Annotated in this window: 20 protein-coding genes; 11 read left to right on the forward strand and 9 right to left on the reverse strand. The window is 61.6% G+C overall.

The window, feature by feature from the left end:
- Positions 1 to 14: 14 nt before the first annotated feature.
- Genes K3174_RS05855 through K3174_RS05870 form a run of 4 tightly spaced genes read right to left on the reverse strand, consistent with a single transcriptional unit; the run spans position 15 to position 1,787 of the window.
- Complete coding sequence (locus tag K3174_RS05855) at positions 15 to 479, reverse strand: DUF411 domain-containing protein (protein ID WP_247711948.1); 465 nt, start codon at positions 477 to 479, stop codon at positions 15 to 17.
- Entirely contained in the window at positions 479 to 874 is a 396-nt protein-coding gene (locus tag K3174_RS05860; RefSeq protein WP_221556734.1) for a hypothetical protein, read from the reverse strand. The genes K3174_RS05855 and K3174_RS05860 overlap by 1 nt, the downstream gene beginning before the upstream one ends.
- 11 nt (positions 875 to 885) lie before the next feature.
- Entirely contained in the window at positions 886 to 1,515 is a 630-nt protein-coding gene (locus K3174_RS05865; protein ID WP_345719595.1) for a DUF2231 domain-containing protein, read from the reverse strand.
- Complete coding sequence (locus K3174_RS05870; RefSeq protein ID WP_221556736.1) at positions 1,512 to 1,787, reverse strand: metal-sensitive transcriptional regulator; 276 nt, start codon at positions 1,785 to 1,787, stop codon at positions 1,512 to 1,514. Before K3174_RS05870 ends, K3174_RS05865 begins: the two co-directional genes overlap by 4 nt.
- A 93-nt stretch (positions 1,788 to 1,880) precedes the next feature.
- Between K3174_RS05870 and K3174_RS05875 the strand changes: the two genes are divergently transcribed.
- Positions 1,881 to 3,704, forward strand: coding sequence for a copper resistance system multicopper oxidase (locus K3174_RS05875; protein WP_221556738.1), 1,824 nt, complete (start codon positions 1,881 to 1,883; stop codon positions 3,702 to 3,704).
- Positions 3,704 to 4,894 carry a copper resistance protein B gene (locus K3174_RS05880; protein WP_221556740.1) on the forward strand — a complete coding sequence of 397 codons (1,191 nt, stop codon included), beginning with the start codon at positions 3,704 to 3,706 and terminating at the stop codon, positions 4,892 to 4,894. The genes K3174_RS05875 and K3174_RS05880 overlap by 1 nt, the downstream gene beginning before the upstream one ends.
- 367 nt (positions 4,895 to 5,261) lie before the next feature.
- On the opposite strand, the gene K3174_RS05885 is transcribed toward K3174_RS05880, so the two are convergent.
- The 5 genes from K3174_RS05885 to K3174_RS05905 form a co-directional block, all read right to left on the reverse strand.
- Positions 5,262 to 6,494, reverse strand: coding sequence for an NYN domain-containing protein (locus tag K3174_RS05885; RefSeq protein ID WP_221556742.1), 1,233 nt, complete (start codon positions 6,492 to 6,494; stop codon positions 5,262 to 5,264).
- Positions 6,495 to 6,693: 199 nt separating this feature from the next.
- The gene (locus K3174_RS16805) at positions 6,694 to 8,031 is read right to left on the reverse strand and encodes a DUF6946 family protein (protein ID WP_425594421.1); all 1,338 of its coding nucleotides are present in this window, start codon (positions 8,029 to 8,031) and stop codon (positions 6,694 to 6,696) included.
- Between the two features lie 547 nt (positions 8,032 to 8,578).
- Positions 8,579 to 9,730, reverse strand: a complete 1,152-nt coding sequence (locus K3174_RS05895) for an NYN domain-containing protein (protein ID WP_221556751.1) — start codon at positions 9,728 to 9,730, stop codon at positions 8,579 to 8,581.
- Positions 9,731 to 9,837: 107 nt separating this feature from the next.
- Positions 9,838 to 10,053, reverse strand: coding sequence for a helix-turn-helix transcriptional regulator (locus K3174_RS05900; RefSeq protein ID WP_221556753.1), 216 nt, complete (start codon positions 10,051 to 10,053; stop codon positions 9,838 to 9,840).
- Entirely contained in the window at positions 10,046 to 10,537 is a 492-nt protein-coding gene (locus tag K3174_RS05905) for a hypothetical protein (protein ID WP_221556755.1), read from the reverse strand. Before K3174_RS05905 ends, K3174_RS05900 begins: the two co-directional genes overlap by 8 nt.
- Positions 10,538 to 10,904: 367 nt before the next feature.
- Between K3174_RS05905 and K3174_RS05910 the strand changes: the two genes are divergently transcribed.
- Genes K3174_RS05910 through K3174_RS05950 form a run of 9 tightly spaced genes read left to right on the forward strand, consistent with a single transcriptional unit; the run spans position 10,905 to position 18,621 of the window.
- Positions 10,905 to 11,237 carry a hypothetical protein gene (locus K3174_RS05910; protein WP_221556756.1) on the forward strand — a complete coding sequence of 111 codons (333 nt, stop codon included), beginning with the start codon at positions 10,905 to 10,907 and terminating at the stop codon, positions 11,235 to 11,237.
- Positions 11,238 to 11,268: 31 nt separating this feature from the next.
- Positions 11,269 to 11,556, forward strand: coding sequence for a type IV conjugative transfer system protein TraL (gene traL / locus K3174_RS05915; RefSeq protein WP_006834208.1), 288 nt, complete (start codon positions 11,269 to 11,271; stop codon positions 11,554 to 11,556).
- A 12-nt stretch (positions 11,557 to 11,568) separates the two neighbouring features.
- Positions 11,569 to 12,138, forward strand: a complete 570-nt coding sequence (locus K3174_RS05920; protein ID WP_221556758.1) for a type IV conjugative transfer system protein TraE — start codon at positions 11,569 to 11,571, stop codon at positions 12,136 to 12,138.
- A complete protein-coding gene (locus tag K3174_RS05925; RefSeq protein WP_221556761.1) occupies positions 12,135 to 12,950 on the forward strand; it encodes a type-F conjugative transfer system secretin TraK in 816 nt (271 codons plus the stop codon). Before K3174_RS05920 ends, K3174_RS05925 begins: the two co-directional genes overlap by 4 nt.
- The gene (locus tag K3174_RS05930) at positions 12,950 to 14,266 is read left to right on the forward strand and encodes a TraB/VirB10 family protein (RefSeq protein WP_221556763.1); all 1,317 of its coding nucleotides are present in this window, start codon (positions 12,950 to 12,952) and stop codon (positions 14,264 to 14,266) included. Before K3174_RS05925 ends, K3174_RS05930 begins: the two co-directional genes overlap by 1 nt.
- Entirely contained in the window at positions 14,263 to 15,135 is an 873-nt protein-coding gene (locus K3174_RS05935; RefSeq protein WP_221556765.1) for a DsbC family protein, read from the forward strand. The genes K3174_RS05930 and K3174_RS05935 overlap by 4 nt, the downstream gene beginning before the upstream one ends.
- The gene (locus K3174_RS05940; protein ID WP_221556775.1) at positions 15,132 to 15,704 is read left to right on the forward strand and encodes a hypothetical protein; all 573 of its coding nucleotides are present in this window, start codon (positions 15,132 to 15,134) and stop codon (positions 15,702 to 15,704) included. The genes K3174_RS05935 and K3174_RS05940 overlap by 4 nt, the downstream gene beginning before the upstream one ends.
- Positions 15,701 to 18,244: a type IV secretion system protein TraC gene (traC, locus tag K3174_RS05945; protein ID WP_221556777.1), complete on the forward strand. Its 2,544-nt coding sequence runs from the start codon at positions 15,701 to 15,703 to the stop codon at positions 18,242 to 18,244. The genes K3174_RS05940 and traC overlap by 4 nt, the downstream gene beginning before the upstream one ends.
- The gene (locus tag K3174_RS05950) at positions 18,241 to 18,621 is read left to right on the forward strand and encodes a hypothetical protein (RefSeq protein ID WP_221556779.1); all 381 of its coding nucleotides are present in this window, start codon (positions 18,241 to 18,243) and stop codon (positions 18,619 to 18,621) included. The genes traC and K3174_RS05950 overlap by 4 nt, the downstream gene beginning before the upstream one ends.
- Positions 18,622 to 18,637 lie beyond the last annotated feature (16 nt).

The following is an 18,637-nucleotide window of genomic DNA, read 5'->3' on the forward strand; positions in this document are numbered from 1 at the left end:
GCGTATGACTGAAATCAGGGATAGGACGCGAACACCTCGCGGCGGCCGTTGCCGAACGCTATGACCTGATAGGGTTGCACTTTGCCCCCCGCTTCCATGCCGGGCGACCCGAGCGGCATACCGGCGACCGCGAGCCCTTCTACCCAGTCGGGCCTTTCCGCGAGCAGACGCTCGACGTCCGCGGCGGGCACGTGGCCCTCGATGACGTATCCATCCGCAATCATGGTATGACACGAACGAAGGTCATCGGGCACGCCGGTCTGCGCCTTTACCGACGCCATGTCGGGGTGATCGACCGTGGCGACTTCATGCCGGTCGCCCTGCCGCATGTGCGCGGCCCAGGCTTCGCAGCATCCGCAGCTGGGATCGCGATACATGGTGAAGCTGGCTGCCTGCGCCGCGCCCGTACAGGCTGCGAGCAACATCGTGCCAAGTATGGGGAGAAGCGGGCGACGGGTCAGATTTCTGTGTTGGCTCATCAGTTGTGTCCCATTGCTTTCATGTCTTCGTCGGACATGGTGGACATGTCGTGGCCGGCATGCGGATCAGCGGCGGGCGTTGCGGTGGCCGTCGGCGTGGGAGTTGCGACGGCTGCCGGCGCGACCTTGCGAGCGGAAGGCGCGGGCGCGCTGGTGGTTACAGTCTGCGGACTCGACGCGGCGACTGGCGCATCAGATCGCGGCTCGGAGACTGGCTCGGTGACCGCCTCGGAAATCGCTTCGGAAGCGACCGGAGCCGGGGTTGCGGCAGCCGCCTCGGCTGCCGGAGTTTCCTCTTCCACCGGAGCAGCTGCTTCTCCGCACGCTGCCAACGGAAGCAGGAGCGCGGGCGCAAGCAACGACTTACCGGCGAAGGCGAGAGAATTGAGACGCATGGCAGGCTCCTTCAGAGTTTGAGGTGATTGAGGCCATGAGCGAGTTCGCCGCCCATGTAGCCCTGAACGATCAGCAACGCCGCAAGCAGGAAAAGCGTCAGGCGAAGAACAATGCGGGACTGCGGATTGCGGTAAGCAATCCAGGCTGCCGCCAAGCCGAGGGCCGCGATCAGCATCCCGTTCCAACGGTGAAGCTGCATGACGGTATCCCCGCCGAACCACAGTCCGGTGTGTATCCATCCGAACAGAGCTGCACCGACCGCTCCCGCAGCGCCGCCGTAGGTCATGATCTTCACGGCCGCTTCGCGTTCGGGAGTACGGCGCGCCATCACGAACAGCTCGGTAAGCGCAGCCATCATGAAGAGTGCAATCGGAAAGTGGACGGTTGCCGGATGCAGGCTCTTGAGAGCTCCGGTTATGCCTTCACTCTCAACCTGCTCGGCATCATGGCCTTGCGTGGTTTCGTCGGAAACTGCGGCGCTGCCGATCGCTTCCATATCATGATCGGGCTGAGCACGGACCGCCTCGCTTGCAGCTGAGCGCGTGTCCTCCTCCCCATGCTTTTCCTCACCGTGTGCGAACGCAACCGTTGCCGAGAGGATGAGGGCCAGGCTGGCCAAAAGGCGCAGAACGGAGTTCACCGCTTGGCCTTCTCGAAAAGGTCGACCAGTTCGCCGAACTTCTGTTTCTGTTCGTCGGCGTCACCGCTGGCGATCGCTTCAGCCACGCAGCAAGCCGCATGGCGCTTCAAGATTTCGCTCTCGGCACGGCCGAGAGCAGCCTTGATCGCCTGGACCTGGTTCAGGACGTCGATGCAGTAACGATCATCCTCGATCATCTGCGCCACGCCACGCACCTGTCCCTCGATCCTGCGAAGCCGATTGACGATGCGGGAACCATCGGTTGCTGACACGTTAGATGCTCCATCTACCGGAATACCCTGCGGGGTATCTTGCAATACTCCTGGGGGGTATATATGACAAGGCCAGAAGGAGTTGCAAGACCCATGAGTGAATTGCTGGTTTCGCGTCGTCGACTGTTAGGAGCAGGGGCGCTTGGCGCAGGCGCGCTGGCCCTGCCCGCCTGGGCCCGCGGTGCTGATCTGCACCGCGGTGGATCGATCCGCCCCGGCTTCGACGAAGTGTCGGGCCACAACATCGCGCTGACAATCGGCGAAGGCCCGCGCGTCGTGCAGGGCCGCCGCGGACACGCAGTCGCCGTGAACGGTAGCGTGCCGGGTCCGCTGGTGCGCCTGCGCGAAGGTCAGCCGGTTCGCCTCGCGGTCACGAACACTCTTGATGAGGACAGCTCGATCCACTGGCACGGACTGCTGCTGCCGTTTCAATACGACGGCGTTCCCGGCGTCAGCTTCCCCGGAATCAGGCCGGGCGAGACTTTCGTCTACGACATCCCTGCGCTTCGCCAGCATGGCACATATTGGTGGCACAGCCATTCCGGATTGCAGGAGCAGGCCGGGCATTATGGCCCGATCGTGATCGAACCATCCGGCACGGATGCCGTGCAGGCGGACCGCGATTACGTGCTGCTCCTCAGCGAATTCACCCCGCTTCACCCGCACACGATCATGGACAAGCTGAAGAAGGGCGAAGGCTACTTCAATTACCAGCAGAACACCTGGACCGACGATTATCCGCTTTCGGGCGAAGACCGGCGGATGTGGGCGCGCATGCGCATGATGGCGACCGACATTCTCGACGTGACCGGTTCGACCTACACCTATCTCGCCAATGGGCGCGGTCCGGAAGAGGGCCTCGAATTTCTGTTCAATCCTGGCGAGCGGGTACGGCTTCGCGTCATCAACGGCAGCGCGATGACCTTCTTCAACGTCCGTATTCCCGGCGTGAAGTTCTGGGTGGTCGGCGCCGATGGGCAGAACGTGCGCCCGGTCGAGGTCGAAGAATTCCAGATTGGCGCCGCAGAGACCTACGACATCGTTGTCGAGCCGACCGGGGAAGCCCGCACGATCGTGGCCGAGAGCATGGACCGGTCGGGCATGGCGGTGGCGACCCTCGCCTCGCGTCCCGGCGCGCGGGCTCCGATTCCAGCCTTGCGCGATCCGCCACTGCTGACGATGGCGGACATGGGCATGAATCATGGCTCGGGCGGAATGGACCATGGCGGTGGCGACGACATGGGCGGGATGGACCATGCGGCCATGGGCCACGACATGACATCGCACGGCGCGACCGAGGATTCGATGGCGAACATGGATATGAGCGGCATGGACATGCGTGATACGTCCCTGCTGCCGCCTGACGTGAAGGTCGGCCCCGGCATCGACATGGTGTCGATGAATCCGGTCGATCGCATGGGCGATCCGGGCCTCGGCTTGGACAACGTTCCCCATAAGGTTCTGACTTACAAGGATCTCGTGGCGCTCGAACCGAACGACGATCTGCGCCGCCCGTCACGGCAGATGGAAATTCACCTGACCGGCAACATGGAACGCTACATGTGGTCCTTCGACGGCAAGAAATTCACCGCCGTGAGCGACGATCCGATCCGTTTTGCCTACAACGAAAGGGTCCGGGTGAAGTTGGTCAACGACACGATGATGGCCCACCCGATCCATTTGCACGGACATTTCTTCGAGCTGGTCAACGGCGCGCCTGCCGATCGCCAGCCGCAGAAGCACACGGTGATCGTCCAGCCCGGCGGCAGCGCGACCTTCGACCTTACTGCCGATGAGGAGGGCGACTGGGCCTTCCACTGCCACCTGCTCTACCACATGCATTCGGGCATGTTTCAGATCGTGACGGTCGCAAAGCCGCCTTCGGCACCCGATGTGAAGCGGGTGGGAGAAGACTGATGCGCCTGATCGTCGCCATTCTCCTCGCGAGCGCCGCCACCCCCGCTATCGCACAGGACCATTCCGGGCACGCGATGCCGGTTGCGCAATCTCCTGCCCAGACCGAATGCGAAAAGGAAGCCGCACGCCATCGCGCCATGGGCCATCCGGTGCCTGAAGGAGCCTGTGCGCCCACTGCGCAATCCGCCCCAGGACACGAAAGCCACGCCGGCATGGATCATTCGCAGATGAACCATAGCCAGACGGAGGTGATGGACCATTCCACCATGGACCATTCAGCGATGGATCATAGCCAGATGCCGGCGATGGACCATTCTACCATGGAAAACATGGACCACGCGGCGATGGGCCATGAAGGAATGCAGTCGTCCGGCCAAACACCGATGAACCATCAGGCGATGGATCACAGAGCCATGGATCATGGCACCATGGACATGACCCCCATTCCCCAAGGACCGTCTCCGGCTTCGGCGGGATCCGGGCCGCCGAGCGCCGCCGATGCGATCTGGGGCGCAGATGCAATGCGCGCCTCGCGCGATGCCCTGCGCGTCGAGAACGGCGGCATGAACGTCTTCTGGTTCCAGGGCGACCGCGCCGAATATCGCGCACGGGAAGGTGGGGATGGCTACCTTTGGGACGTGCAAGGCTACTACGGCGGCGATCTCGACAAGTTCTGGTTCAAAAGCGAGGGCGAGGGCACCTTCGGCGAGAAGCTCGAGTCCGCCGAAATCCAAGGGCTTTGGAGCCATGCGATCGGCCCATGGTGGGACCTGCAAGTCGGCGTTCGGCAGGACCTGACCGGCCCGGAACGCACCCACGCCGTCCTCGGCGTGCAGGGACTTGCGCCCTACATGTTCGAGGTCGACGCGGCCGCTTTCCTGTCCACCAAGGGCGATCTGACGGCGCGTATCGAAGCCGAGCTCGACCAGCGCATTACCCAGCGCCTGATCCTGCAACCACGCGGCGAGGTGAATCTATCGGCGCAGGACATTCCCGAGCTGGGTGTCGGAGCCGGTTTCGATTCGGTCGAACTGGGACTGCGGCTGCGCTACGAATTCGCCCGCGAATTCGCGCCCTATGTCGGCATCGAACAGGAATGGAAGGTTGGCCAGAGCGCCGACTATGCCCGCCTCGCGGGCGAGGATCCGAGTGTAACCAATTACGTTGTTGGCGTCCGGTTCTGGTTTTGAACACCGCCTTTTAGTGAGGGCGCAATGGCGGGCCTTCATTTTCGATGTGTTTAATTTAGGACCGCTAATGAACATCTTATTTGAATGATCACGTAGCTTTTTCGGGACTCGAAACTTAGAATCTTCCCGTCTGTCACCCTGACGCATTTCCCCATAAAACGAGCTAGCGGCGCCGCTTCCGCTTTACCCATTCATCATGCGGGATCCAGTCGCCGCGCACCTTCTTGGCCGCCTTCCAAGCGTTGATCTTGTCGATCTTAGATGACCTGCGATGTACGATCACGGCGCCTCGTGAGAGGCCTCTGAAGATAGATGAAAATATGCCCATTTGAACTGTCTCCTGTTCGCGCGACCTCGACCAACTTACTCAATTCACACCAAGCCAATTTCCAATCGCCTCTTCGGCAGTCTCTCCAAGTGGCAGGCCGAGTGAGGATGCACGATCGAGGACTGCACCGCGAAAAGCCGCCCCAATAGCCTCAGGACTGGGCGCCAACTCGGAATCGAGCCTAACGCCCCCAAACTGAGCACCGCGCATCACGTACGCAAGCGAATTGCGACCGACCTCAACGCCTTCGCCCGCCAGCGCATCACGGCACCATCGCGTTGCTTCGGTTAGATTGAACTCATGGGTCATGGCGTATTGTGCCAGTACGGCGAAAACCTTGGGCCAGTCAGCCCGATCAATTCTCGGCAGGTCCAGTTCTCTAGCAAGCAGGCCGACGTCGGCTGGCAAGCCGGCGCTCTCATCAGTCCTGTCAGCGGACGGCGGTTGATGTCGTTCGGCATCCCACATGTGATGTTGCGAGAACTGCACATTGGGTAAGTCCAAGGCCACAACCGCTGCAGTGAAGCTTCCGGCTCCGAACCATCCTGATTGCTTTGCATCGACGCATTTTCGCGCTGCATCGAGCGCCAGGGCGGCGAGATTCAAGGGGGCACTTGCCTCTTGATAACGCGTCCGGATCAATGAACTGAATTCGGCTCGACTATCTTCTTGCTCGGTCTCGACTTGGCTTGGACCAGATTTGTCGACGCCCCCTAACGCTAGGTCTGCATCTGCTCTTAGGAGTTCTGTGATCGCTTCGAAGCCAACAATGCGATCGGCGATAGAGGTATATGCTGCCGACAAATACCCCGGGGAGACGATCGTTATCCGGCGGTCCTCAGCACGAAGCTTTTGCAGGAGCGGCGTAAAATCGGAATCGCCGGAAGCGAGGACAAACTCATCGAAGTGTGTTCGATGATCGAGCAACTCCAGGGCATCGACAACCATGCGAATATCCGCGGCATTTTTGCCTCCTCGGGATACTGCCGGACAATCGATGACCTCGAAGCCTGCGCGTACCAGGCCTGGCCGAAAGCGTGAAAAGTATAACCTGTCGTTGGTGTCTCCAGGGGCGCGGGCAAAGCCCGCCGGGTTCAGGTAGCAGCGGGCAACAAGCCAGCGCCTTGGATCACTGATGACATGCGTGTTCGCCAACACTTGAAGCCAGTCCCCCGGCTCTGAAGCAAACCGTAGTGCCGCTTCGCGATCTAATTCCCATAAAGTCGTGAAAACATTGTCGAAATCGACAAAGATGGCGCACTTCGCCAGCATATAAAATCTCCAACATAAAATGAAGAAAGCAACCGAACAATTCGTTTGATTTCCTACACTTCGTCGTCCCAGAAATGCCTAGCAACAGGCTACGCATTAAATCTCGACTCGGTGCGCCTTCAGCATACACCGGTGGTTTGCGTTCGAGAACTAGCAACTCGGCATGAGAAGGGCGGTTGATAGAACCGCTCACTCCCTGTCACGGAGTGAATGTACCCGCTGGCTCGGCGTAGCTCTTGATTATCCTTTCCGGACTTTCATGCCAGCCGATGTTGAATGCCCAATAGGTCGGAAAGAAATAGAGCGTCGAGTAAGGCAGATGCTCATAGATCCATCGAGCGAGGATCCGCCAATCGCCTTGCTCTTGGTGCTTGGCCCAGAAACTAGGAACGACCACGCAAGCCATCGCCCCCATGTGACCGTTCTCGTCGAGGCGATCCCAGATGTGCCCCGCGAAGTTGCTCTCGTTCGAAGCACAGGTGTAGCCGGCCTTCTTCTTGCGCTGCATTGCGTTGCAAAAGCCATTCACCTCACACGAGCGATACGCAGATCGGATCGCAATCCTGCCCCAATGGTCTTGAAGGGGTTCGAGCAATTCCTCGCAAAGGCGTTTGCCCGCCTTTATCGCCAGGTCTGGATCGTCTGGTGCATTGTTAAGGCCGTGGATCATTGCGACCTCGGAATAGAGCATGTCCCGCATGAAGAAGGACTTTGACAGCTGGACCCGACCCAGATCAGTCAGCATGGGAACTGTCCTGGCCGTACCGAGCCTGGTGTGCGGACCGTTGTTTGGCTCCGCGACCCACCCAACACGAAGCGCAACGTCATCACGAATTTTCGGCGCGCTAACCGTTCCCACCTGATGAGGAGGGAAACCTAAGGCAGTTGCGAATGCGCTGAAATCATCAAACCACGAACGGCGCGGGCAGAAGCTTTGCACCAAGATGACCGCGTCATGCGCGTGGTAGCGCTTTGCTTCGATGATTGCCGATGCTGTCCGGTGAATAAGCTGATACCGCAACGACCCGGCTGTGGCAGGATCGAGACCAAGCATTCCGCACAGCCGATCGAGTCGAGCCGTCCTGGTAGGAAGATCACCCTTTGGGTCAGCCAGCCACTCCGCGACGGTTGGACCAAAGGTCTCGTCGACTTTCGCCTCGATGGCAATAACGCCAAGCCCGCTCTCGTGGCGAACGATAGCCATGAGGTCTGTCTGGCTTGGCCGTTGACCGTCACCGAGATCGACGGATCGCTCAAGGAAGGCATCCAGCAATCTACAATCGCGCAGCACGGCATCGTTGCTCAACGCAGCCATTACGGACGACGGCAACGCGTTCGCAGCAAACCATAGGTCGACCACAGACTTGGCTGACCTTCCCGGCTGCCAATGGGTCGGCGAACCGAGGTGATGGATTGCGTCCTCCGGTCGGAGCAACGGCACGTGAACCCTCCGGATCGAATTCTCGTCTTGCATTGCCAGTCGCTCACCTTCCCCGCTTGCACCCTTCCTCAACCCAAGGATACTCGAGTTACGCATCTCGTTTGCAACAAAATTGAATGAGCCAGAGCGTCATCCGACCAAAATGCTGTGCAAGGCAAAGAGATGCTGATTCCAACAATTGATCTGGGTTTGTCTGCGGGGTAGCAATTGAGCGATGGCAGAGACGGTTCTTGAACAGGTGCGAGCGTTCGTCGAGCGTTTACGTCCGGATGCAGTTTGCGATGACTGCATTGCCGATCGTTTAGGACTGTCAGTGAGGCAGCACGCCAATCACAAGACGCGGGAATTGGCCGGGTCACCGGGTTTCCAGCGCCAGGTTGATACCTGCACGCTTTGCGGTTCTCGCAAGAAGGTTATCCGTCGCGCTTGACGAGGGTTGAGGCGGACTGGCCATATTTATCCCGCAATTCTCGAAAACCAGAAAATGCGGGATAAATCGTTGCATTTCCAAGCAGGCAGCTGAGTGGCCTCATCAGCTGGGTTGGCGGGCGTTCCACAACGAACACTTCCCGAGAACTGCCCCACAGCCTTTTGCGGACCAGACGTCTTTTTCGCTTTGATGCAATAGCCCTCGATGAGGCCTCTATGCCTCTCCGACGACCTCTCGCCGCAGAGCCAACCATGCCCACTGCAAAGCAACTTCACGCAGTTCAGGCTTATCCAACGCCATGAAGACATTTGGCAGATTTTGTAGGATGGGCTCTTCTTTCAGGTTAAAGAATGACTTCTCTCCGACTGCATTGATCAATCGATATGAAACCCGCCCTTCAATACCACATATGAAGACTGACTTACCCTTTGCAACCAATCGCTCGACGAGAGGGAAAAAATCCATATCATTGGTCATGAATACAAAGACATCTACATTGTCTTGATATAGATCATCCATGACCTGCATAATCAAATCACAATCTACACCCTTCTCTCCAAAATCACTTAGATCTTGTCTCCAGTGAATTTTGCTTTCTCCCAATCGCGAATAGTATCCAATTCGATCTGAGACAGCATCGTAGAAGACCTCGCTGAATTCAAAGTCCACAGGCCGACCGATAGATCCATCCCGATTTCGATAATGAAATTTTCCATCTCGAACGGACTCAACGTTTTTCTCCAGCCAAGTAATCCTCGATGTATCCCCGAACCTTCTACAGTTCTCCAGTTCGCGCTTAAGAATTGCAACTTGCTTATCGCGATCGACCTTGCCGGTAGAATAGATGGTTCCATCGCTTGAGATATCTAGATAATTTTCAGCCAAGAACTCATCTTCGCGGATCGGGTAGAAAGTTTCCAAGATATTCCACGTCTTCCCATTGATCTCTAAATTCAATGGGTTCGACTTATTGACCAATAGAGCGTTCGGATAGACGGGCGTGCCTCGCGCCCTCATGCGATCTTCGATTGTCGAAATGACGTAGAGCTCAATGAGAGCTAGGCTATAGCTTAAAATCTCGGCAAATATTTCTGGAGTTGGAGGGGTATAAAGCTTGTCATACAATTGCTCATCGGCTGCAGCACTTATACCATCTTGATTTCGCAAATGCTCATGGAGACGTTTATCGCCTATATCGTACAATACCTCGGAAGATATTTTCGCACCATAGCCATCAATATAATAGCAAATCTTCAATGGAACGGGTTTTAACTTGCTCGTGTGTGCGGGATCGATTGAATGACCTGAGATTCTTTTCACCGTTGCCCTCGCGAATATCGACAAAGTGACATCGAGATTGGTCACCTTGGAATTGCGAACGAGCACTAACAGGACGAATTTGCCAAAACCAGACGGATAGGAAATTCAAGATGTTGGTAATCGAACCCGCCTGTTCTGTCCGACTGTTCGACTCACTCCAATCTGGTAGCAATCCAAGCCTCTACCTCATCTTCCGCCCATGCCACCGAGTATCCACCGAGCTGCACCGGCTTCGGGAACTTTCCCTCGCTCATCCAGCGATAGATCGTCGATCGGCCCAGCCCGACACGATGCTGCACTTCCGGCAAACGAATGAGGCGAGTGACCCTGCGGGCTTCCGTCGCTCCTTTGTCGATCTCTTCACCCACGATGGCCTCCTTCGACACCGGCAAAGACATCGCCGAGTAGCGCATCCTTTCGTTCAAGCTCATCGATGTGGTCGGAGAGCAAGCGCGCAACCCGGTGCGCGGTGCCTTTGGCCCAACGCGGCTTCACGTCATGAACCTGGTTGCCCAAGACACGCTCGAGTGCTGAAGGCAGTTCGCCGGAAAAGTCCTCGAAGAATTGCGCGAGGTCCGATTGCAACCACGCAATCGCGTGATCGCCGCTACTGACGAGGAAGAGGAGCAGGTGTGCGTGCGGCGCAACTCCGCTCGCGGCAAGAATGCGCAACGCTTCACCGAGGCTTGCCGAACGTTCGCCGGCAAGGACGCGGCGCAAGGCATCCTTATGGATCTGCGCATCGCGCGCGATGTCGCAGCGGGTACGGCCGCTGGCTTCGACGGCCGCCAAGAGCAGCCGGGCGAGGTCGGCGCGAACCTGTTGTTCGGCAAAGAGCGCCATCTTGGTCATCGACGAATCCTTATCTCTAGAGGTGATCGACTCACCGGCTAACCGCGAAGGAAGCCTGTAGGAAAACGAAAAGAACATCTAGAGAACATGGAGGGAGAAACGAATCAGCTTCCTTCAGTGATTCGCGCAAATTCCGGTCGCGTTCACGCGCATCGCGGCACGCTTCGCGCTAAACTCGGCACAGTTTGCGCTGATCCGCGATCAACCTGCGCGAATCCCGTCCATCGCACCACCCGATGTCGCTTTTCGCTTGGTCGGCAGCCCCAAAATCCAGTTCCCGATTTCCTACAGCCCAGCTCCGGGGAGAGGAAAGAACATACAGCGAACGCATCGCTGACTGATGTTCAATCCCTCGGAGTTTCCATCCATGACCACCAAGACTGCCCTTCCGGCCCAGCAGCGCACGCTCAACCGTGCCCGTGGCCGCGACTACATTCTTCCCGCCTGCGTGGCGCTGGCCTGCGCCGGTGCCGCATTTGCCGGCGCCGACACCACCTTCGACCCCGCGTTGACCAAGTTCACCGACTTCCTCGAAGGCTCGGGCGGCAAGATCATCACCGTGCTCAGCCTTGCGGGCGGTTTGATCGGTCTCGCCTCCGGGCGCTTCTCGCTCGGCCAGGTCGCGGTGCCGGTCGGCGTCGGGATCGGTGTCGGCACCGGCGTGCCGATCGTCACCTCGGTCGTGACCGCAATCATCTGATCAGCGGATCCGGTCACGACAGGAGGGCGGCATGGCCGACAGGTACCTCGTTCCACGGCGGCTCGACGACCCGGAGCTCATCGGCTTCTGGACCATCGACGAGTTTGCAGGGATTCTCATTCCCTTCGCCTGGGGCATTCTCTCGCAGCATATCTTCATCGGTATCGGCCTGGCCGCCGGGGCCTGGCTTGCCTTGCGGAAGGCAAAGGCACGCGGCGCCGGTTCGGCACTGGTGCATGCTGCGTACTGGTACCTGCCCGGGAGCTTTCTCGGTCTGAAAGCCACGCCGCCCTCCCACTGCCGCCTGTTGGCGGGCTGAGGGAGGCGACCCATGCGAGCAGAATTCGCGCACGAACAGGCGCAGACCTACCTCCGGCAACGCAACCGCTTTGCCGTGTTGGCAGGTGTCCTGGGCCTCACCACGCTGGTCAGCCTCGGCGCCTCGGTCACCCGCGACGAGCAGGTGGTGCTGGTGCCGATCACCGCCGAGCGGATCACCGTCTCGAGCGGCGGGATCGACGCGCCCTATCTCGAGCTCGTCACCCGCGACACGGCGCTGATGCTGCTCAACCGGGCCCCCGAAAGCCTCGACTACTGGATGGCGAACATCCTGAAGCTCGCCGATCCCGCCGCGCACGGCCGCCTCAAGGCCGAGCTCATCAGAATCGTCGAGGAACAGCGCGGCTCGGACATCAGCCAGGCCTTCGTGATCGCGGAAATGCATGTCGACCCCAAGGCCCTGACCTCGACCGTCACCGGCACGCTCAAGACCTTCGTCGGCGCGCAGGTGATCGCGAGCCAGCGCCGCTCCTTCTGTTTCCGCTGGTCGAAGCGTGGTCTCAGCCTCGCGCTCGCCGGCTTCGAGCAACTTCCCACCGACAAGGAGGAACCCGGCCAATGAGCCTTCTCCCATCTCCCCTCGCTGCTGCGCTTGCCGGAACCGGTCTTGCCTGTTTTGCGATCGGCGCGACAAGACGCCCCGATCCCGGGCTCAAGCTGACCGGCCTCGCCGTACTCGCCTTCGCGCTCGCGCCGGTCCCGGCACATGCCGACCAGTTCGTCGAAGCGGCCGACAATGCGACCATCGACTGCGAACTCGCCCGCGGCGAACTCACCCGGATTGCGCTCATCGATGACGGCTTTGCCAATGTCTCGAAGATCGCGAGCGGCTTTCCCTACAACGATTTCCAGGTGACGCACGAGCCGGTGCGCGGAGACATCTATATCTCCGTGCCTCCGCAGTTTGCCGCTGCCCGGGTCAGCTTTTTTGCGACCAGCAAGGCGGGCTATGTTTACAAGTTCGCCTGCCGCCTCGGCGGCGAAGAAGCGACCCAGCTCTTCATCACCAATCCCGCGCTCGCTAAATCCGCAGCTACCGAATGGGAGACCGAGACCGGACTCGAGGACGCCGCGATCCGCTTGATCGAGGCGATGGCAAGCGATGCCGTCCTGCCCGGGTTCACCGCTCGCGCTGAACTCTCCGCTCCGCGCCGCACCGGCGGGATCGAGGTCCAGCTGGTCGCCGAATACCAGGGCGATGAACTCACCGGACAGCGCTTCCTCGTGCGCAACCTCGGCAAGGAGAGCCTTGCGCTTGGCTCCGAGCGAGAGGGTCCCGCAGGCGCGCTCGCCTTTGCTTATGGCCGCGATGCACTCGCTCCCGGTGAAGCGACCAGTGCCTTCCTTGTCTTTGCCAAGGGAGGGCTCGACTGATGGCCGAGGCAACACAGAAGGACGCCGAAAAGAGGCCTCTGCCGGGCTCGCCGGAAGCGCGTGAAAGCGGACGGCGCAACCTCAATTCGCAAATCGCGCAGCGCCAGAAGATGCTGCTCGCCGGGATCGGGGCCATCGCGCTCATCGGCGGCGGGATGTTCATCTTCGGCGGCGATGGCGACGAGGGCGGCAGTGATGCCAATGGTGCGGCGACAATCGACACCGGCGGCCTCGTCAATCGCAACCTCTCACAGCGCGAGTTCGTCGCGAGCTACGGCAACCGTCTCGATGCACAGGGCCGCGCGATCAAGGATCTCCAGCAGGCCCAGCTCCCGCGCCCCGAGATCGAACAGGAGCTCGAAGCCTTGCGCAGCGAGAACGCGCAGATGCGCTCCGACGGCCAGGCAGCGATCGACGCAATCTCGGCCGAGAACGCCAATCTGAGGTCACAGCTTAGCGACGCTGCGAAAGCGCCTGCAACCGCACCGCCCCTGCCACCGCCACCTGCCTATGGCCCCGGCGTCGGCACCGGCGGAGCTGTCCAGCCTCCGCAAGGAGCGCCGGAAACGCAGGGCGGACAGCTCAGCCTGATGAGTTTCGGCGCGGAGACGGGCAAGGACGGCAAGCCGCGTGCGGCAGAGACTGCGCCCGCACTGCTGCTCGAAGCGAGCCGCGATTACCTGCCGCCTAACAGCTACGCACCGGCAACGGTCATCGTGGGTGTCGATGCCTCGACCGGCGTTGCCAGCCAGAGCGATCCGCTTCCCGTCGTGCTCCGGATCACCGGACCGGCGCGCTCGGTGATGCGCGGCAACAAGCTGCTCACCACCGACATCACCGGCTGCCTCGTCAATGGCGCGGCGCGCGGTGATCTCTCGGCCGAGAAGGTCTACGTCAAGCTGGTGCGCATGACCTGCGCGCAGCCCGGTGGCCGCTTCGCGGTCAGCGAGGTCAAGGGGTTCATCTCCTTTGCCGGAAAGTCGGGTGTGCGCGGCCGCGTGGTCAGCCGCGAAGGCAGCCTTGTCAGCCAGGCGCTGCTGGCCGGGATTGTCGGCGGCTTCGGGCGCGGATTTTCCGCCAACGCCAACGGCATCTTCACCGGTCAGGTCGGCGCCAACGGTCAGCGCGAAGCGCTGTCGCCGACCGACATCCTCGCCGGTGGCTTCGGCCAGGGTGCCGGCGAGGCTGCCGACACCGTCAGCCGATACCTCATCGAACGCGCCGAACAATACCAACCCGTCGTCGAGATGCCGACCGGCATCGAGGTCGAGATCGTCTTTCTCGACGGCGTCCACGTCAGGAGCCCCTCCAAATGAACTACAATAACCACCGGCCGGGCCTGAAGGCCCGCGCCGCCCACCTTGCCCTTGCTCTTTCGAGCGCCGCCGCCGTGCTGACGCTCGGAGTCTCGGCCGTCACAGCCATGCCTGCGAGCGCCGCCGGCATGGCGAGCGAGGTCGCGCAGGCGCTGAAACTGCGGCTGCCCAAGACCCCGATCGATGCGATCAGCTGCGACACGCTTGGCCCCTGGTGCGAAGTCGTTTCGGGCGACACGCTGTTCTACATCGACGAGACCGCCCGCTATCTCTTCGTGGGCCGTCTCTACGACATGGAAGAGCGGCGCGACGTGACCGCCGCCCGCCTGCTCGAACTCAATCCCGACCTGCTCGCGGCCGGTGCGGCGCGCGTAGCCAGCGACGCGCCGGCGGTACGCGACGAAGCGCCTTTCCAGGCGGCCGCCAGCCATGTCGACCTCTCATCGCTTCCGGCTGCAGGCGCGATCCACTGGGGCAACCCCAAGGGCGAGCGCCTGGTCGTCTTCTCGGATTTCCAGTGTGGCTACTGCCAGCGCCTGACCGCCGAACTCGTCAAGGCAAAGGTCCATGTCGAAGAGCGACCGATCTCGATCTTCGGCGCGGCAAGCCGCAAGATTTCCGAGGCCGTGCTGTGCGCCAAGGATCCGGCAAAGGCGCTCCATGCAGCCTATGCCGGCCAGGCTCCGGCGAGTGCCAAGACCTGCAAGGACGCCAAGGCACTCGATGCCAACGAAGCCTTCGCGAAGGCCAACGGGTTTGCCGGAACTCCGGTCATCGTGCGCGCCCGCGATGGGGCGGTGCTGCATGGCTACCGCGATGCCGCGGCGATCCGCCGCTTCGTGGCCGAAGGCAAGGGAGTGGCGCAATGAGCCGGCTTCCGATCCTTCGCGCCGTGGTGCTCGCTGCGCCGCTCATCCTGGCCAGTGGCTGCGCCAGCCTTGGCGGCAACGTCAAAGGCAGCTTTGCCTGCCGCGCTCCCGAAGGGACCTGCGCGCCGACTTCCGCGATCGATGCCGGGGCGACCGGCATCGAAAAGGCTGACACGACAGACGCGCATTGGACGGTGACCCCGACCGGCGAAGCGGTTCGCCGCCTGCAGGTGGTGCTGACGCCCTACCGTGACGCGGCGGGCCGCGACCATGAGGCGCGCGTCGTTCACCTGACCCTGCCCGAACAGGCAGGGACAGGCTGGCGCGCCCCGCAGGGCCGCCGCGAAGTCCTGCGCTCGCTGGCATCGACCATTGCCGCGACGCGCGAGAGCAACCCCGCAACCGATTTCCAACCAACAGACACATTGCCGGAACAGCTGTTCATCCCCTCGCAGCCCGTTCCGGCGATGCCCGGCGCTGACGCGCCGGAACCCGGGGGACCTGGCTCGTTTTCCCCTCCCCGCGAGCCGGTCCCCCACCCTGATATGACCGAAGGAGAGAGCCGGTGACGCTATCCCTTGCTGCCGCGCGCGACGCACTCTCGCGAGGCCTGTTTGCAGACACGGCTCGGCCTGAGAAGCCGCAGGCGCATTTCGGGCTCGACATGCTCTCGGACTGGCTACCCTACCGGGTCTATGACGAGGGGGCGAAGCTTTACCGCAACGCCCACTCGAAGGGCTTCGTGCTCGAGGTCACCCCGCTGATCGGGGCCGACGAACGGACCGGCGAGATCCTCGGCCAGTTCTTCTCCGAAGGCCTGCCGCAGGGCGCCTGCCTCCAGGTCCTGAACTTCGCGTCACCGCGGATCGGCAGCGTGGTCGGCCCCTGGTTCGCTCCGCGTTATGAGCAGGGCGGGATCTACGAGGCTATCGCCAGGGCGCGCACTAAGCGCCTTTACGATCTCGTCTGGAATTCGGGCTCGGCGCATGCGCCCTTCCATGCCCGCAACGTCCGGCTGATCGTCTCGCTCGGCGTGCCGGTGCCCGGCAGCGTAACCGATGCCGAACTCTCCGAATGCCGCGAAGGGCTGATGGGCATGCTCCATTCGCTCGGACTCCACGCGCAAGAGCTGCGCCCGGGCGGGCTGCTGGCGCTGATCGACGAGCTCACCTCGCCGACCACCGCGCACGAGACCGATATCCATGCGTGGAACCCGCATGATACGCTCGATGTCCAGGCCATCCGCCGCGACATCGAGCTCGAGGTCGAAGACGATCGCCTGATCCTCAGGACCGAGCGCTTTCGCGAGACCGGCCGCGACGAGGAGGGCAATCCCGAAGTCGGCGAATGCTATCCCGACCATTTCGACGTGCGGCATTATGCCGTGCGCTCTACCCCTGAGCGCTGGGCGCCCTGGGAATGCGCGCGGCTCATCGGCGACATGTTCACCGACAAGCTGCGCTTCCCCTGTCCAACGGCGACCATGCTGTGCCTGGTCTACCCCGACCAGGAAGCCGCCTCGGCGCGCGCGGGCTTCAAGTTCATGCGCACGACCAGCCTCAGCCAGACCAAGAGCGCGCGTTTCTTGCCCAAGCTCGCCGAACAGTCGGCCGAGTGGCGCCACGTTCAAGCCGAACTCGAGGAAGGAAAGAAGCTCGTGAAGCTGTTCTACGGGCTCACCAGCATCTCGCCGCTCGGCCAGGGCGACGCGCACGAACGCATCATCAAGGCGATCTACAAGGCAGCGGGATGGGATCTTGCCGACGAGCGCTTCCTCCAGCTGCAGGGCCTCGTCGCTGCCTTTCCCCTGAGCCTTGCCGATGGCCTCGCCGACGACATGGCGCGGCTGAAGCGCCTCAAGACCATGCTCTCGACGACAGCGGCACATATCGCGCCGATGCAGGGGGAATATCTTGGCGGCGTGATCCCCCACCTCCTGCTCGTTGGCCGCCGCGGCCAGCCCTTCTGGTGGTCGCCGTTCGAAAACGCCGCCGGCAATCACAATATCGCGATCTGCGGCAAGTCGGGCTCGGGCAAGTCGGTGCTGCTGCAGGAGCTCTGCGCCGCCTTGCGCGGCGCGGGCGCCAAGGTCGTGGTGATCGACGACGGGCGCAGCTTCGAGCATTCGGTCAAACTGCAGGGCGGACGCTTCGTCGAGTTCACGCTCGCCTCGGGTTTTTCCCTGAACCCCTTCTCGATGGTCGACGATGCCCGCGCGCACGAAGACGAGGACTACCGCCTCGACTGCTTCGCCATGATCAAGGCGATCGTCGGCCAGATGGCGCGACCCGGCACCGCGCCGAGCGATACCGAACGCGGACTGATCGACCGGGCCGTGACTGCGACCTGGGAGGCTCTGGGAAGCGGCGCATCGGTCGACGATGTCGCGCATGCGCTCCATGGATCGGAAAGCGAGGCGGGCCGCGATCTGGCCACCGCGATCGCGCCCTTCTGCCGCGGCGGCAGCTACGGCGGGTTCTTTGCAGGCAAAGCGAGCTTCGCGCTCGACGATGATTTCACCGTCTTCGAGATGAGCGATCTCGCGTCCCGTGAGGAACTGCGCAGCGTCGTCCTTTCGGCGATCATGTTCATGACCAGCCAGGCGATGACGCGCTCATCGCGAGCGACCAAGAAGCTGCTGCTGATCGACGAGGCCTGGGCCATGCTCAAGGGCGGGTCGATGGGCGAGTTCGTCGAGACCTATGCCCGCACAGCCCGCAAGTACGGCGGCGCGCTCGCCACTGCGACCCAGTCCCTTAATGACTATTACAAGTCCGATGGCGCGCGCGCCGCGCTCGAGAACAGCGACTGGATGCTGGTGCTCCAGCAGAAGGCCGAGACGATCGCCGATTTCAGGGCGAACGCGCGGCTCGACATGGACGATCGCACCGAGACGCTGATCCGCAGCCTCAAGCGTTCGGGGACCGAGTACAGCGAGGTCTTCATCAAGGGTCCCGAGACCGAGGCGGTCGGCCGGCTCGTGCTCGATCCCTTCTCGGCGACAATCTACTCCTCCGATCCCGACACCTATGCCGCGATCCAGGAATGCGAGCGGCGCGGACACAGCCTCGCCGATGCCATCCGCATTGTGGCGGGAGGCGGACAATGATGGTCTCGCATCTCGTCGACCGGACCCCTCCGGCCAATCTCCGCAGCCTGATGCCATTCCTGCAAGGGACCTGCTTCGTCCTCATCGAGACCGCACGCTTTGCCGCGACCTCGCTGCTGATCGTGCTGGGATTGCCGCTCGCGCTGTTCCTGTTCGTTGCGGGCTGGGACCTTGGCGGCCTCTTCACCCAGCTCGCCAATCTGTCGGACCGCTACCTCGAAGCCGACGGCCTGCGCCGCAGCCTGTTCAGCCAGGACCTCAAGGGCTGCTTCCTGGTGTTGACCGGTGCGGTGACGCTGTTTCGCATGCCCCGCTTCCTGAAGCGGCTCGCGGCCGATCTCGACAACCATCCGGCCCGGGAGGCAAACCGTGACTGACACGCGCAGATTACAA

The sequence above is a fragment of the Qipengyuania qiaonensis genome (assembly GCF_019711515.1).
Taxonomy (GTDB): domain Bacteria; phylum Pseudomonadota; class Alphaproteobacteria; order Sphingomonadales; family Sphingomonadaceae; genus Qipengyuania; species Qipengyuania qiaonensis.